The sequence below is a fragment of the Stappia sp. ABD4_338 genome (assembly GCF_056312175.1).
The window spans coordinates 2,970,111-2,983,136 of the sequence record NZ_CM149982.1 but is presented as its reverse complement, the minus strand read 5'-3'; the positions used below and the strand labels follow the sequence as shown (position 1 = coordinate 2,983,136).

12 protein-coding genes are annotated in these 13,026 nt (G+C 67.4%); 2 read left to right on the top strand and 10 right to left on the bottom strand.

All coding sequences use genetic code 11. The features are described 5' to 3' along the window. Positions 1 to 25 precede the first annotated feature (25 nt). From ACYX4S_RS13420 to ygfZ, 8 genes are all read right to left on the bottom strand, one after another. Positions 26 to 1,921 carry an EAL domain-containing protein gene (locus ACYX4S_RS13420; protein ID WP_476360551.1) on the bottom strand — a complete coding sequence of 632 codons (1,896 nt, stop codon included), beginning with the start codon at positions 1,919 to 1,921 and terminating at the stop codon, positions 26 to 28. 310 nt (positions 1,922 to 2,231) lie between these two features. Next, the gene (locus ACYX4S_RS13415) at positions 2,232 to 3,461 is read right to left on the bottom strand and encodes a cell wall hydrolase (protein WP_476360550.1); all 1,230 of its coding nucleotides are present in this window, start codon (positions 3,459 to 3,461) and stop codon (positions 2,232 to 2,234) included. A gap of 238 nt (positions 3,462 to 3,699) precedes the next feature. After that, positions 3,700 to 4,374 (bottom strand): RluA family pseudouridine synthase, encoded by a 675-nt coding sequence (locus tag ACYX4S_RS13410; RefSeq protein WP_476360549.1) that lies wholly within the window; start codon positions 4,372 to 4,374, stop codon positions 3,700 to 3,702. Positions 4,375 to 4,444: 70 nt separating this feature from the next. Further along, positions 4,445 to 5,200, bottom strand: coding sequence for a DUF1868 domain-containing protein (locus ACYX4S_RS13405; protein WP_476360548.1), 756 nt, complete (start codon positions 5,198 to 5,200; stop codon positions 4,445 to 4,447). A gap of 79 nt (positions 5,201 to 5,279) precedes the next feature. After that, a complete protein-coding gene (locus tag ACYX4S_RS13400; RefSeq protein WP_476360547.1) occupies positions 5,280 to 6,245 on the bottom strand; it encodes an NUDIX hydrolase in 966 nt (321 codons plus the stop codon). Continuing rightward, on the bottom strand, positions 6,245 to 6,784 hold the full coding sequence (locus tag ACYX4S_RS13395; RefSeq protein ID WP_476360546.1) for a tyrosine phosphatase family protein: 540 nt from the start codon (positions 6,782 to 6,784) through the stop codon (positions 6,245 to 6,247). Before ACYX4S_RS13395 ends, ACYX4S_RS13400 begins: the two co-directional genes overlap by 1 nt. Positions 6,785 to 6,990: 206 nt before the next feature. Beyond that, positions 6,991 to 7,638: a YfbR-like 5'-deoxynucleotidase gene (locus tag ACYX4S_RS13390; RefSeq protein WP_476360545.1), complete on the bottom strand. Its 648-nt coding sequence runs from the start codon at positions 7,636 to 7,638 to the stop codon at positions 6,991 to 6,993. Between the two features lie 8 nt (positions 7,639 to 7,646). Then, positions 7,647 to 8,552, bottom strand: a complete 906-nt coding sequence (gene ygfZ, locus ACYX4S_RS13385) for a CAF17-like 4Fe-4S cluster assembly/insertion protein YgfZ (RefSeq protein ID WP_476360544.1) — start codon at positions 8,550 to 8,552, stop codon at positions 7,647 to 7,649. Positions 8,553 to 8,911: 359 nt separating this feature from the next. Between ygfZ and ACYX4S_RS13380 the strand changes: the two genes are divergently transcribed. Beyond that, positions 8,912 to 9,724 (top strand): class II glutamine amidotransferase, encoded by an 813-nt coding sequence (locus ACYX4S_RS13380; protein ID WP_476360543.1) that lies wholly within the window; start codon positions 8,912 to 8,914, stop codon positions 9,722 to 9,724. Positions 9,725 to 9,788: 64 nt separating this feature from the next. Here the strand turns inward: ACYX4S_RS13380 and ACYX4S_RS13375 are convergent, their stop codons facing one another. Continuing rightward, positions 9,789 to 10,544 (bottom strand): hypothetical protein, encoded by a 756-nt coding sequence (locus ACYX4S_RS13375; protein WP_476360542.1) that lies wholly within the window; start codon positions 10,542 to 10,544, stop codon positions 9,789 to 9,791. A gap of 383 nt (positions 10,545 to 10,927) precedes the next feature. Between ACYX4S_RS13375 and ACYX4S_RS13370 the strand changes: the two genes are divergently transcribed. Then, positions 10,928 to 12,187, top strand: a complete 1,260-nt coding sequence (locus ACYX4S_RS13370) for a L,D-transpeptidase family protein (protein WP_476360541.1) — start codon at positions 10,928 to 10,930, stop codon at positions 12,185 to 12,187. 92 nt (positions 12,188 to 12,279) lie between these two features. On the opposite strand, the gene ACYX4S_RS13365 is transcribed toward ACYX4S_RS13370, so the two are convergent. Next, positions 12,280 to 12,969 carry a hypothetical protein gene (locus tag ACYX4S_RS13365; RefSeq protein WP_476360540.1) on the bottom strand — a complete coding sequence of 230 codons (690 nt, stop codon included), beginning with the start codon at positions 12,967 to 12,969 and terminating at the stop codon, positions 12,280 to 12,282. Between the last annotated feature and the right edge of the window lie 57 nt (positions 12,970 to 13,026).

Genomic DNA, 13,026 nt, shown 5'->3' with positions numbered 1-13,026 from the left:
CCTCTAGGTGAGGCAGGCGGCGCGGTCAGGCCGTTTCGGAAAGGCCCCTGGGCGCGATCTCGATGAGCGGGCGCACGGCGGAGGCACGCGGTCCGGCGGGAACGCCGGGTTCTCCCGTATCCTCCTCGGCATCGGCACCGAAGCTTGAGGCGGAAAGTCCGTCGCGCTCCGCCTTGGCCCGGTGCTTGAGCCGGGCGATGTGGTTGGAGAGAAGGTCGAGATTGCCGATCGAAATGCCCTTGGGCAGATGCAGGACGGCGATGGAGACGCTCAGCAGCGGATAGACCTGCGAGCGGCCGCGACGGTCCTCGGCAACGATATAGCCCTGTCGCCGGTGCTCCGCGCTGTAGAGGCTTTCCATCTGGCGCGCGAATTCCATGCGCAATTCGGCCATCAGCTTGACGACGCGGTCCGGCTGCCAGTCGTCGAGGCCGACGAAGAAGTCGTCGCCTCCCACATGGCCGACGAAGGCATGGAGTGCACCGAGCCTGCGCTTCAGCAGGTCGGAGAACAGGATGATCGCCCGGTCGCCGATGCGGAAGCCGTAGGTGTCGTTGAACGGCTTGAAGTTGTCGAAGTCGATGTAGCAGTAGGCACGATCCGAGCCGGGATTGGCGCTGGACCGCACGACGTGGTCCGAGATCGCGGAGTTGCCGGGCAGCTTCGTGAGCGGGTTCTGGTCCTGGGCGATCTGCAGCCGCGCCTCGTTGGAGATCTTGAGCAGCGTCGTCGTCGAGAGCCAGCCCGCGTAGCGGCCGTTCTCCGTCATGATGATCCCGTCCGCCGTCTCGCTGCCGCCGAGGTCGACGAGGCGGGCGAGCGGCGCCTGCACGTCGGCCACCCGGCAGGGCCGGATGAACCGCTTGAGGTGATTGTCGATGGTCGGGTTGAGCAGCAGGTCGCGCCCGTAGGAAAGATAGAGGAAGGACTTCAGGTCCGGCTCGCGGATGATGCCCACGGGCTCGTTCATTCCGTTGACCACCGGCAGGACGGTCTGCGTCGGATGGGCGCGGAACACCTCCAGCGCCCTGGACATGTCGTCCGTCTCGTCGATCGCGACAAGCCGCTCCACTTCCTGGTCCAGGAACTCGCGCTCCTCGCGACGGCGGGTGTCCTGCCTGCGGTCGCTGCCGTTGGGAAGGGGATAGGCCGGGCGGATCGTGTCCGTCTCGCCGACCGGCCGGGCCACCAGCGAGCCCTGCACGAGATCGCAGCCGACCGAGCGGCAGGCCTGGAGTTCGGCGACCGTTTCCACGTTGGTGGCGATCACGCGGATGCCGAGGACATGGGCGAAATCGACCAGGCTCGAAACGAACAGCCTCTTGCGCGCGTCGCTCTGCAGCGCGGTGATGAAGTCGCGGTCGATCTTCAGCACGGTGGGCTCGACGTCATACAGCATGTGCATCCGCGAGAAGCCCGAGCCGAAATCGTCCAGCGACAGGGCAAAGCCCCGGTCGCGGGCGGACAGCGCGAAGCGGCGGAGATTGGCGTAGCGCGTGTGGTCGAGAAGCTCGGGGATGTCGAGGCAGATGTTCCAGGGCAGCAGCCTGTGGGCGGCGACCGTTTCCCTGAGCACCTCCAGCAGGTCCTCTTCCTCCTCGGTGCCCGCCTGGGCCGCCAGGTTGAGGAACAGCTTGGCCCGCTCGCAGGAGGCGACCTGTGCGAATTTGGCCAGCACCTTGCGCAGGAGCAGCTTTTCCAGGTCGAGTGTGCAGGCGAGCGAGGCGGCGTGCTCGGCAAGCGCGTCGCGGCTTTCGAAACCGAGCCGGTCGTAATCGCTCAGGCAGGCGCGGAAGCCGTATATCTCGCCGGAATGAATGTCGACGACCGGGTCGAAGGCAAAATCGAGTGCGGCTTCCGCCTGGGCCAGAAAACGCCCGACGGTCCGCGCAATGCGCGGGTCAGAAGTCACGGGGTCCATGATACCCGTCCACAATCTGGCGCCGTTGCCATCAACGACGCGAAGGCAATGCAGCTCGGGCGCACGCGGATCGCGCGTCCATAGTCAGACTTGAGGTCCGGATGCCGTTCCCCGGGAGGAGAGAGACCGGACAGACAAAGGGGAACATGCGTGAACCGCAGGACAGCCGGAAAACCCGGCATGCGGGCGCGTCCCATCGACGGGTTTTTGCTTACATGGGAAGCATGAAGAGAATGTTGCGGAAAAAGGTAAACACGATGAACAAATGGAGGTCTCCCAGACGCAGACCGCCCGGGAGACGAGGGAAATCCTAGCTCCAGCCGCCCCCGTAGGTGCGGTAGAAGATGTGCTGGCCGATCTTCTGCAGCCGCTTCATGTGACGTGCCCACCGGGGTTTCACGTAGGTCGCGTGGTAGTGGGTCGAGGCGCCGACCTTCTCCAGATAGCGCTGGCCCGACACCGTCTCGCGCGCGACCTTCTGAGCAAGCTCCCATTCCGGCTTCTCGGTGATGCGGTCGCGGATGCCGTCGCAGGCGAAGGAGAACTGGCAGCGGTTGCGCAGGTGGCGGTTCTGGTAGACGACCTTGCAGATCGTGTCCGGGTAGGCCGGGTTGCGCACGCGGTTCAGGACGACCTGCGACACGGCCGCCTGGCCGTCGACCGGCTCGCCGCGCGCCTCGAAGTAGATCGCCTCGGCAAGGCAGCGCTGCTCCTTGGACGTGATCACGCTGGCCGGCAGCGGACGCTTGGTCCACCAGTAGGGATCGCTCTCGGTGTTGGTCGCAAGCGAGGCCTCGTCGCCGACACCCGCCAGCGGACCGTCACCCAGCAGCGCGTCGAAGGGCGCGCGGATGTTGGTGATGCCGCTCGGCGCATAGGCGGAGGCATAGGACACGCTGGTCGCGGCCACGTTGCGGGCCATGGCGAGCCTTGCCAGGTCCAGCGGACCGGAGGCCTTGTCGTCGCCGGAGGCAAGCTGGGTGGAGGACGGCATGGACGGCCGCACGAAGGCAACGCGCGGAAGATCGTTCGGGCTGCGTTCGGCGATCAGGTTGCCGAGCGTGTAGATGGAGCCGGCCGCCGTGTCGACCATCTGCCGGTCGGGCGCCATGCTCATGAAGCGGTCGCCCTTGCGCGAACGGTTCACCGGGGTTTTCGCGGGGGGAGCCTTCGGGGCACTCTCGTTCACGAAGACCTCGAGACCGCGCACCACGGCCGGGTCCGTGCCCGGCGCGGCGTTCGTCACCGCGTAGTCCGGAATGTCACCGGCGGTGTCTACCGACGCGTCGGCGAGCACCACCGACGGTGCGATGCTCGATCCGTGCCGGGCGGCCTCGACGGCCGACATCCAGCGCGGCGCCTGGCCGCGCGAGGCCTCGATCAGCGCCGTGATGTCCTGCTGCGCGACGGTCGTCGTCCATCCCAGATAGACGAGCGGCCCGAGCAGCAGAAGCCGGACAAGACGGCCGCGGCGCACGGTGCGAAGCGGCCGGCGGGAGCCGGGACGGGCGGGGGTGTAGATACGTGCCGTGGCCTGCATACGCGGCAACTCCGGTCCTTACGCGATACTCGATGCGACCCGGTCACTACGTCCGGTGCGATATTCACGATCTTCGCGGTTTAACCTTGAAAAGGAGTTAATGGGCCCGGGATGGTCCGGTTTCCCTGCGTTCGCGGCAAACGACAAGCGTCGCCACGCGCACGGCGTGGTTAACGCCGGAGCCGGTCAAGCCGCTCGCATGGCAGCCTTTTTTCAGATTTGGGAAAGGAATGGCGACTCAGAAGGGAACGGGCGCGTGATAGGTGATGCGCTCGCCGCCCTGGGGGTGGTGCAGTTCGAGTCGCTCCGCGTGGAGCTGCAGCCTGGGGGCGGCGTGAAGCGCGTCGCCGGTCGCATAGAGCGTGTCGCCGAGGATCGGGTGCCCGAGGCTGAGAAGATGCACGCGAAGCTGGTGGGAGCGTCCGGTGACGGGATAAAGCTCCACGCGCGTCGTGCCGTCGTCGTCGCGCGACAGGACCTTGTAGTGGGTCACCGCCTTGCGCCCCTCGATCGGGTCGACCATCTGCTTCGGCCGGTTGGGCCAATCGCAGCGCAGCGGCAGGTCGATGGTGCCCTCGTCGCCGCCCATGTGCCCCTGAACCCGCGCCACATAGGTTTTCGACACGTGACGGCGCTCGAACTGAAGCCCGAGATGGCGGTGCGCCGCGCTCGACATGGCAAGGGCGAGAATGCCGGAGGTGTCCATGTCGAGACGGTGCACGACCCTGGCGCCGGGATAGCGCTCCGCCGCCCGGCTCGCCACGCAATCCTGAAGCCCCTCGCGCTTGCCCGGCACGCTCAGCAGCCCGCTCGGCTTGTTGATCACCAGAAGGTCGTCATCCTGGTGCACGACGTCGAGATAAGGCTCGGTCGGCGGCCGATAGGGGCGGGGGGCTGGCGGGACGAAGGTCATGCGCCCTGATAGCGCGCCCGTCCCGCACATGCCAGAAAAAGCCGCCGTCTCCTGCCCGCCGTCGCCTGTGTCAGGCGAACCGTTCGCCCTCGCGCCCGTCGAGCACGAGAAGTTCCTCGAAATGTTTCATGTCCTCGAACCGGCAGAATGCGGGCGGTGCGAGCTCGATCACGGGGGCCGTCCGCGCCAGCTTGTCGAGAATGCCCGGCACCGCCGCGTCCCAGGCACGGATCGCCTCGTCGGACAGCCGCCGGCGCAGATAGGCGAAAGTGACGTGGAAGGCGTAGTCGTCATGGTCGGGGTGGCAGTAGCCGAAGACCTCCGACAGGCGGTCGCGCCAGTCGCTCAGGGAAATGGCCGACGCGGCATCCACCGGCACGAGAACGAGCCCGTTCGGTGTCAGGGCCTTAGGCCGCATGGCGAACGCCCGGCCGGGCGTGAAGCCGGCGAGACGCTCGAGGTAATGCGCGGTCATGGTCTCGACGGGCGTGTCGGCGGGAACGTCCTTCGGCCAGAAGGGCCAGTCGCGGCGAAACTCGATGATGCCCTGGAAGAGCGTCATGTGCAGGCTCGATGCGGGCGTCGCGGCAAGCCGTTCGCGCGCCTCGGGAAGGTCGAGCAACGCCGCGCGCGCCTCCAGAACGGCAGCGTGGCTCGCCGAGCCCTCCACCAGATGGCACACCACCGTGTTGCCCGGCTCGGGCAGGAAGGTGCCCGCCGCATCGTGGCGGCGGCCGAGATGGCGAAGCGGCGCCGGGTTCAGGCTTTCCGAAAAGGGCCGAAGCTCCGGGGAGACGGATACGGGCGAAGAGCTGGCGTCGTTCATGGACGGACCGGGGAGCGAGAGGGAAGGGGAGAGGTCCCGCTAGCGGGTCTGCATGACGGTGTCGTGACGCCGCGCTGTCTCAGCGGCCGCCGACACGCAGGCCGAGGGCGGGGCGCTCCTTGAGAACCTCGTGGCGGAAGCGGAAGAGCGCGGCGGGCCGCCCGCCCGTTGCCGTCGAGGTTTCGCCCGTCGGCTCGACCAGTTCCGTCCCCTCCACGAGGCGGCGGAAGTTCTGCTTGTGCAGGTGGCGCCCGGAGATCGCCTCCACGCAGCGCTGCAGTTCCGTCAGCGTGAAGCTGTGCGCCATCAGCTCGAACACGACGGGCCGGTACTTGAGCTTGGTGCGAAGCCGCGAGATCGCCGTCGCCAGGATACGGCGGTGGTCGTAGAGCATGGGCCGGCCGAGGGAGGGCAGCGCGTCCCGTTCAAGCGCGGCGGGACGCCCGTCGCGCCGTGCCTCTTCCACCAGCCCCGCCTCGTAGAGAAGCTCGTAGCGGTCGAGGGCGCGTTCCTCGTTCCAGATGCCGTCGGTGACGTCGAAGGCCTGGTGCACCCGGTCTTCGCGGGTGCGCATCCGCGGGGGCGCGTTGTCGGGCACCGGCGACACCATCCAGCTTTCAAGGGCGGGAAGGATCTCGCGTTCAACGACCTCGGGCATCCCGTTGCGCCAGTCCTCCCAGGGAAAGAAGGAGTACCAGGACTGCCAGCGTGCCTGCTGCCGGGCGATCGCCTCGTCGGAGCGCGCGGTCTGGCGGGCCAGCGCAAGATACCCGACCGAAACCACATGCGGACCGGCCTCCGGCGTGATGTGGTGACGGCCACGGTCGCCGAAGGTGTAGAGCTGCTCCACCCAGCCGAGCTTGAGCGCGGTCTGTTCCTCCACCCACTCGCGCAGGCCGATCTCGAACGTGCGGTGACGCGTCGGATCGAAGGGACCGAACGGCAGGGCGGGCTGTTCGCCCTCCTCGGGCATGGGGATCGTCAGCACCTGCGGCTGGGGATCCGCGACCGAGACGATGACGGCGTTGAGGCCGATTTCGAGCATCAGCCCTCCGGCGTCACGATACGCGGGGCGAGTCCCGGCACGTCGAGGGTGAAGGGAAGTCCTTCGAAGGCGTCCTCGCCGCGCCCGATGGAGCGCACCGCCTCCACCATGCGTCCCTTGCGGTCGAGCAGGTCGTCGGCCAGCGCCACGAGGCGCGCATTGGGGGTCGCGGACGGGGCAGCCGTGCGCAGGGCCCGGGCAAGCGACATCTCGTTTGCCTGCGGGGCAAGCGCGCAGGCGGAAATGAAGGCGGCGGCGGTCGAGCGGCTGATGCCCGCGAAACAATGGATCACCAGCGGTGCCTGCCGGTCCCACGTTTCCACGAATTCGACAAGGGCGGCGACATGCTCGCGCCCCGGCGGTGTCAGCCCCTCCGCCGGCGCCGTGATGTCGTTGAAGGCGAGAAAGAGGTGGTCCTCCACAGGGATCGTGGCCGGGCGGGGCACCTCCGTTCCGGCGCTGATCAGCGTGACCAGGCGGCGTGCGCCGGTGCGTTCCACCGTTTCGGCAAGCCGTGAAAGCGAGCAGACCGTTATCACCGCCGTATGTCTCCCTCTTGCCCCGTTCCTCGGGCGCCGGTCCCGCCTGTTCCATACAGGAGGGCGGCGCCATCCTTTTCACTCTCGCGCGTCTCGCACACGGCTTCGCGCCCGTCGAACGGGGACCATGAAACCATGTCGGCGCGATGACGTCGCCATGCTTGTGCGCGATTCCGGATCGCTCCGCGTTTTGCCCGCCGCGCTTGTCAGCCTGCCGCCCTTGCTGCGCCGCGCGCGGCCTGGATCTCCTCGAAGCGGACGAGGAAGGCGGCCTGCGCCCGCGAGGCCGGCAGGGGCGCAAGTCCGAGACGCGGCGGGGCACCGCGACCGCGCGGCGTGCCGAAGCCTTCCGGCTTGCCGAAGATGCGCTGTGCCTCCGCGTCGTCGAAACCGGCCAGTTCCACCGCCTCGAAGTAGGCCGCGATGGTGTCGGCGCGCTTCGTGAGCTTCTTGAGCGGCCCCGGCAGGGCCGCCTTGAGCCCGAAGCTCAGGTGGATCGCCGTCTGCAGCCGCTCCTCGATCTCCTTGTAGCTGCCGCCCATCACCGCCTTGAAGGGGGAGATCATGTCGCCGATCACATATTCCGGGGCATCGTGAAGTAGCACGCCGAGACACTGGTCGGCGGTGAGTTGCGGCTCGATGTGGCGCGCGATTTCCTCCACCAGAAGCGAATGCTCGGCAACCGAGAACGCATGATCGCCGACCGTCTGCCCGTTCCAGCGCGCCACCCTGGCGAGCCCGTGGGCGATGTCGGAAATCTCCACGTCGAGCGGGGAGGGATCGAGCAGGTTGAGCCGGCGGCCGGACAGCATCCGCTGCCAGGCGCGCGGCTCGGATTTGGCACCCTTCGCCATCGTCGCGTCTAGTCTCTGTCGGCCGGAACGGGCCAGTCGAAGGAGGCCCAGTCGGGAATATGCGGCTCAAGCGCGACATCTCCAGCGGTGACCGGGGTGCCGGCGGCGCGCGCTTGCGCGATCCGGTCGAGACGCACCAGCGCCAGGCCCCTTGTGCCCGCGACCGTGCCGAGCTGGCCGGCAGGCTTTTCACCCGCCATCACATCCGTGCCGGAGGCGGGAAGCGCCTCCGCCCCGCTCACCTGGATCACGCGGCGGCGTGCCGTGCCGCGATGCTGCATCCGGCTGACCACTTCCTGTCCGACGAAGCAGCCCTTGTCGAAGGCGACACCGCCAAGTTCGTCCATGTCGACATCATGGGGAAAGGCGTCGCCAAGCGCATAGTCGAAGGGGGCTTCGGGCACGCAGGAGGTAACGCGGCGGGCATGCCAGTCCGCCTCTGTGCCGTCTGCAAGGCCGGCGGGTGCCGAGGCGTCGTTGCCGGCGTCCCCGAGCGGCAGATAAAGACGCAGCCCGAGCTCGGCCCGGCGCGGATCGTCGAAGACATGTGCGTCGGGGAAGGCGGTGCGCAGCGCGCCCGCATCCGCGTCCCAGGCGGCGAAGACGGCAAAGGACGACGAAACGTCCTCCACAGTGACCTTGGCGCGCAGCTTGTAGAAGGTCAGGCGCTTGACCAGGTCCGGCAGGCTGGCCGCGTCTGTTTCGAGCAGGTAGCCACCGTCACCGGTCGGGCGCACGAGAAAGGCGAAGAGGATCTTGCCCTGCGGGGTGAGCAGCGCGCCATGGGAGGCGCCGGTCTCCGCCGCGCGGTCGAGATCGCAGGTGATCAGGTTCTGCAGGAAATGGCGGGCATCCTCGCCCGAGACCCGCGCGAGAGCCCGCCCGCCAAGGCGAACGGCCGTTCCAGAAGTCATGACACCCTCCGCCTGACACGACGCCATGGGCGGGCCGTCCGGACGCGCTGGCCGCGCGCATCCCCCGCCGCACGGGTTGTCGAAGATTCGTGGTCGAGATCGTCCTTGCGACATAGGCCGGATCGTTCCCACCAGCAAGGGGGCTTGCCGATCCTCCGCGTGGCTTCGTCGGGCCTCGTGTGAGGTTTGGAACATGTGATCGACCATTTGGGGAGGTGATGGGACGGATTTCGTGCAAAGCCCGTAGAAGATCGAAAATTGGATACGATTTATTGGCGGCTGCGGCATAGACTTGGCACGTCAGCGGCGGACCGTCCGGCCTGCCGCCTTTCATGCCTTTCTAGGTCAGGAAGACCGTCATGTGCCGTCTGGCCGCCTATCTCGGGACCGAGATCCCGCTCGAGAACATCATTGCCCGGCCGAGGCACTCGCTGCTGGTGCAAAGCCAGGACGCGCAGGAAGCGAAGCTGAGGGTCAACGGCGACGGCTTCGGCATCGCCTGGTACGGACACCTGCCCGAGCCCGGCCTGTTCAAGGACGTCCTGCCGGCGTGGGCGGACACCAACCTGCCGAGTATCTGCCGCCTCGTGCGGTCGCATCTCTTTCTCGCGCATGTGCGCGCGGCGACCACCGGATCGAGCTCCCGCGAGAACTGTCATCCCTTCGTGCACGGGCGCTGGGCCTTCATGCATAACGGCTGCATCGGAAACTTCGCGCATCTGCGCCGGGACATGGAGGCGCTCATCGATGACGGCTTCTACGCCCAGAGGCGCGGCACGACCGATTCCGAACTCGTCTTCCTGATGCTGCTGACCAACGGGCTCGATGCGGATCCGGTCGGCGCCCTTTCGCGCACGCTGGAGCAGATCGGCGCCATCGCCAGGCGGCGCGGCACCAACGGCGAACCCGTCCGCATGACCTGCGCCTTTTCGGATGGCACGGCGATTTATGCCTTTCGCGCCGCCGACGACGGCAAGGCGCCCTCGCTCTATCTCTCCGACTGTCTGGACCACGGCGGGCGGGCGTTCGCCTCCGAGCCGCTCGAGGGACCGTGCGAGCGCTGGCGGCGCGTCGAGCCCGACACGCTGCACGTGCTTTCGCGGGAGGGGCTTGTCACCGCGCCCTTCAGCCCGATCGAAACGGGCGCTGACATGCACAAAGCCCCCGCCTGAGCGGAAGGGGCGCTCCGACGGGGGCTTCCGGTGACCCGGCAAGCTCGTTGGGGAAGAGGCCGGGTCAGGCCGGGCTCGGCAACTGGCCGTGTCCGCCGAAGGCGTTGGTGAGCTTCGCGATCCGTGCGCGGGCCGGGATCGGGCGGATGGTGAACAGGCGCGGAACGCGCGGCGTCTCCACGTCGCAGGCAAGCGCCAGCAGCGATTCGACCTGCGTGCCCACGCGGCGGTGGGTCTCGGTCTCGATGCGCACGCGCCGCCACACGTGGCGCTGGATGACGAGGTTGAGGCAGGACTTGAGGTCGGGGATCAGGAACTCGAGATCCAGGGTCGGCAGACCGAGGTAGGCACGCAACTCGTCGAAGATCGTGCGCAGCACGCCGGCGTAGGCCATGTCCTCCGAGGTCGGGCGCAACTCGTTGATGTCGAGGCACTGGATCTGTGCCTCCTCGCGCGCCGTCTCCACGAAACGGGCGATCTGGGTGCCGGTCAGCCGGCAGCTTCCTTCCTCGAGCGCGAGCTGCTTCATGAGAAGGGACGCCTCGAACACGTCGAGGATGCGCCGGGTCAGCAGATGGACCAGATGGCGCATCGCCTGCTCCTGCGGCGGATTGCACTCGAGAAAGTTCATCTCGATGATGTCGAAGAGCCCGGCCTCGAAGGTCTCGCTCATGTTGCGAAAGCAGGGATGCTGCCTGAGCAGCTTGTTGACCACGGGAAGGGCTTCCGCCTCGACCGGGCAGTCCGACATGCGAATGTCGTTGATGTCGGTGAACAGGCCGGGAATGAGTCCCTCGCAGGTGTCGTGGACGTGAACCAAGGCAAGCTCCTTCGCCGGCGCCAGCGGTAAGGCGCGCGCGCTGTCATGTTGTTCGTTTGAGTCGCGGCCGGGAGGGGCCGTGTTGGTTAATTGATTCCGAATCGAAATCTGAGTCGCAACTTTCAAAGACGTCGGGAAGACAAGCTTATTTCGGCCTCTTGACTCGATTTTCTGTGGACATGGGCGAATCGGCGAGTCGTGGCGCGGCGGACACGCGGGGCGCCTTTGTGACCGTCATCACGGCGATGTGAGGCCTTTTCGGCGATACCTTCCGCAAGACTAACCAGGGATTCACGGCTTTGAGCTACTTCTGTCCCGACAAGACGTGAAAGCGGGACGAAATCGAGGTGGGTGTCTTGCGTGCGATGATGATGCGAAACCGAATGAAGACATCCTCCGCTGTCGGAGGAAACGGTTCGGGACTGGCGCGTGCGGCGCTGGCCGGGGTCATGGTGCTCGGGCTTGGGCAGGCGGCGTTTGCCAACGACACGCGCGAGCTGAAACCGGTTTCCGTGCGCGGCGACGTCAACATGACGCCTGCGAGCGGTCGGGACGATCCCGACGCGCCGCTGCAGATCCTCGTGTCGCTGTCCGAGCAGAAGCTCGACGTCTATCGCGGCACGACGCTGATCTCCTCCTCGCGCGTCTCTTCCGGGAAACCGGGCCACGGCACGCCGACCGGGGTGTTCTCCATCCTGGAAAAGCGCAAGCGCCACTTCTCCAACATCTACGACAATGCGCCGATGCCCTACATGCAGCGCCTGACCTGGTCGGGTATCGCCCTGCATCAGGGGCATGTGCCCAACCGGCCGGCCTCCCACGGCTGCGTGCGCCTGCCGAAGGGCTTTGCCGCCGAACTCTTCTCCATGACCGAACGCGGCGGCCACGTCATCGTGACGCGCGGCGCCACCCATCCGGGCATGATCGAAAGCGCCGCCCTGCCGGGCGCCCTGGCCCGGCCGACCGAGGTGGCGAGCCTGTCCGACGCGTCCGGCCTGCGTCCGGGGCTGCCGGTCTCCGACAGCGACCCGGCGACGGTCGCCTCCATCGAGTCGATGGACGTGGCGCCGCTCGCCGAGGAGCCGCTGCGCATCCTCATCACCCGCCATCCGCCGGTCTCGAAGGTGCGTGAACTGCAGCGGATGCTGGCAAGCCTCGACTACGGCCCCGGTCCGGTCGATGGCGTGGCGGGGCGCCGGACGCGCGCTGCCACGCAGGACTTCCAGAACGCCATGGACCTGCCCGCCACGGGCGAGGCGGACGACATCACCATGGCGAGGCTTTATCGCGAGGCGGGCGAGAGCCGGCCGCGCTCCGGGCGCATCTACGTGCGCCGCAAGTTCAGGGAAATCTATTCCTCGGACATCGATCTGGCCGATGCGGATGCACCGCTCGGGACGCATCTCTACACGCTGATCGGCCGGGAAGGCGCGCGTCAGAAAGCCCGCTGGATGGGCGTGACGGCTGCCGATGGCGACGGTGCGGATGCGCGTTCGGTGCTCGACCGCATCACCTGGACGGACGAGGCGCGCGCCTTCGTCGAGGACCGGCTGGCAATCGGCTCGTCGCTGATGGTCACGGACCGCCCCTTCCGCCTGCACTCGGGCCTTGGCACCGATTTCGTGGTCATGACGCGCCAGTAACCGGTGCGCCGAAAGGCGGCAGCATTCCGCAAACCGTTGCGCCCGGTAATCGTCGATGGACGATTGCCGGGCGTTTTCGGTGTGGCCGGTGCTTACTCGCCGGCGACGAAATAGTGCAGCGTGCCGTCCGGGCCGATTCCCACCCGGTAGAAGGTCCATGTGCCGGTGATGGCCATGTCGGCGTAGTCGCCCGAGGTCACGATCCGGTACATTTCCACCTTCTGCTCCCGTGACAGGCGGGCGAGCGGGTAGCGGGCGAAATAGGGCCAGATGTACATTTCCTGGGCCGACCCGACGTCCGCGTGCACATAGCCGGCCTCCAGGATTTCCGTCAGGATCGCCATGATCTCCAGGCCTTCGCCGTCGCCCGAGGCTTCCTTGAGGAAGTCGATGGGATCGTCGATCTGGCCGAAGGAGAGCGTGGGCATCATCTCGTTGCCCTCGAGCACCATGCGGATGCGGTCGAGATCGCCCGCGTGCGCGGCCTCCAGAAGCTGGGCCCGCATCCGTGCCACGGGCTTTGGCAGGTTGGCGTCGCCGTAGTGGATCTCCGGCAGGTTGACGGGAAGCGGCGCGGAGAGATCCGACGGAGCGGTGCCCGCCTCCGGGTCCGGGGTCTCGCCGGCTTCCGGATCCTGCGGGATGGCGTTGGGCCTGTCGACCTCTGGCGGAGCGACCTGAATGCGCTCCGTCTGAACGGTCGCGGCTTCGGCGACGGCGGGCCAGGGCGTGAGGCCGGTTGCCGTCGCGGCGAGAAGAAGGGCGATTGCGGCGGTCTTCATGGATGGGTCCCGTCCTGGGCCGCACCCGTCGGGGAAAGCGGCGTTGCGGAAGCGAAG

Coding starts and splice junctions, on each gene's coding strand:
- ACYX4S_RS13410 (WP_476360549.1), bottom strand. CDS start 4,374: ATGACCTTCGTCCCGCCAGCCCCCCGCCCCTATCGGCCGCCGACCGAG.
- ACYX4S_RS13405 (WP_476360548.1), bottom strand. CDS start 5,200: ATGAACGACGCCAGCTCTTCGCCCGTATCCGTCTCCCCGGAGCTTCGG.
- ACYX4S_RS13370 (WP_476360541.1), top strand. CDS start 10,928: ATGAAGACATCCTCCGCTGTCGGAGGAAACGGTTCGGGACTGGCGCGT.
- ACYX4S_RS13390 (WP_476360545.1), bottom strand. CDS start 7,638: ATGGCGAAGGGTGCCAAATCCGAGCCGCGCGCCTGGCAGCGGATGCTG.
- ACYX4S_RS13420 (WP_476360551.1), bottom strand. CDS start 1,921: ATGGACCCCGTGACTTCTGACCCGCGCATTGCGCGGACCGTCGGGCGT.
- ACYX4S_RS13365 (WP_476360540.1), bottom strand. CDS start 12,969: ATGAAGACCGCCGCAATCGCCCTTCTTCTCGCCGCGACGGCAACCGGC.
- ACYX4S_RS13400 (WP_476360547.1), bottom strand. CDS start 6,245: ATGCTCGAAATCGGCCTCAACGCCGTCATCGTCTCGGTCGCGGATCCC.
- ACYX4S_RS13380 (WP_476360543.1), top strand. CDS start 8,912: ATGTGCCGTCTGGCCGCCTATCTCGGGACCGAGATCCCGCTCGAGAAC.
- ygfZ (WP_476360544.1), bottom strand. CDS start 8,552: ATGACTTCTGGAACGGCCGTTCGCCTTGGCGGGCGGGCTCTCGCGCGG.
- ACYX4S_RS13415 (WP_476360550.1), bottom strand. CDS start 3,461: ATGCAGGCCACGGCACGTATCTACACCCCCGCCCGTCCCGGCTCCCGC.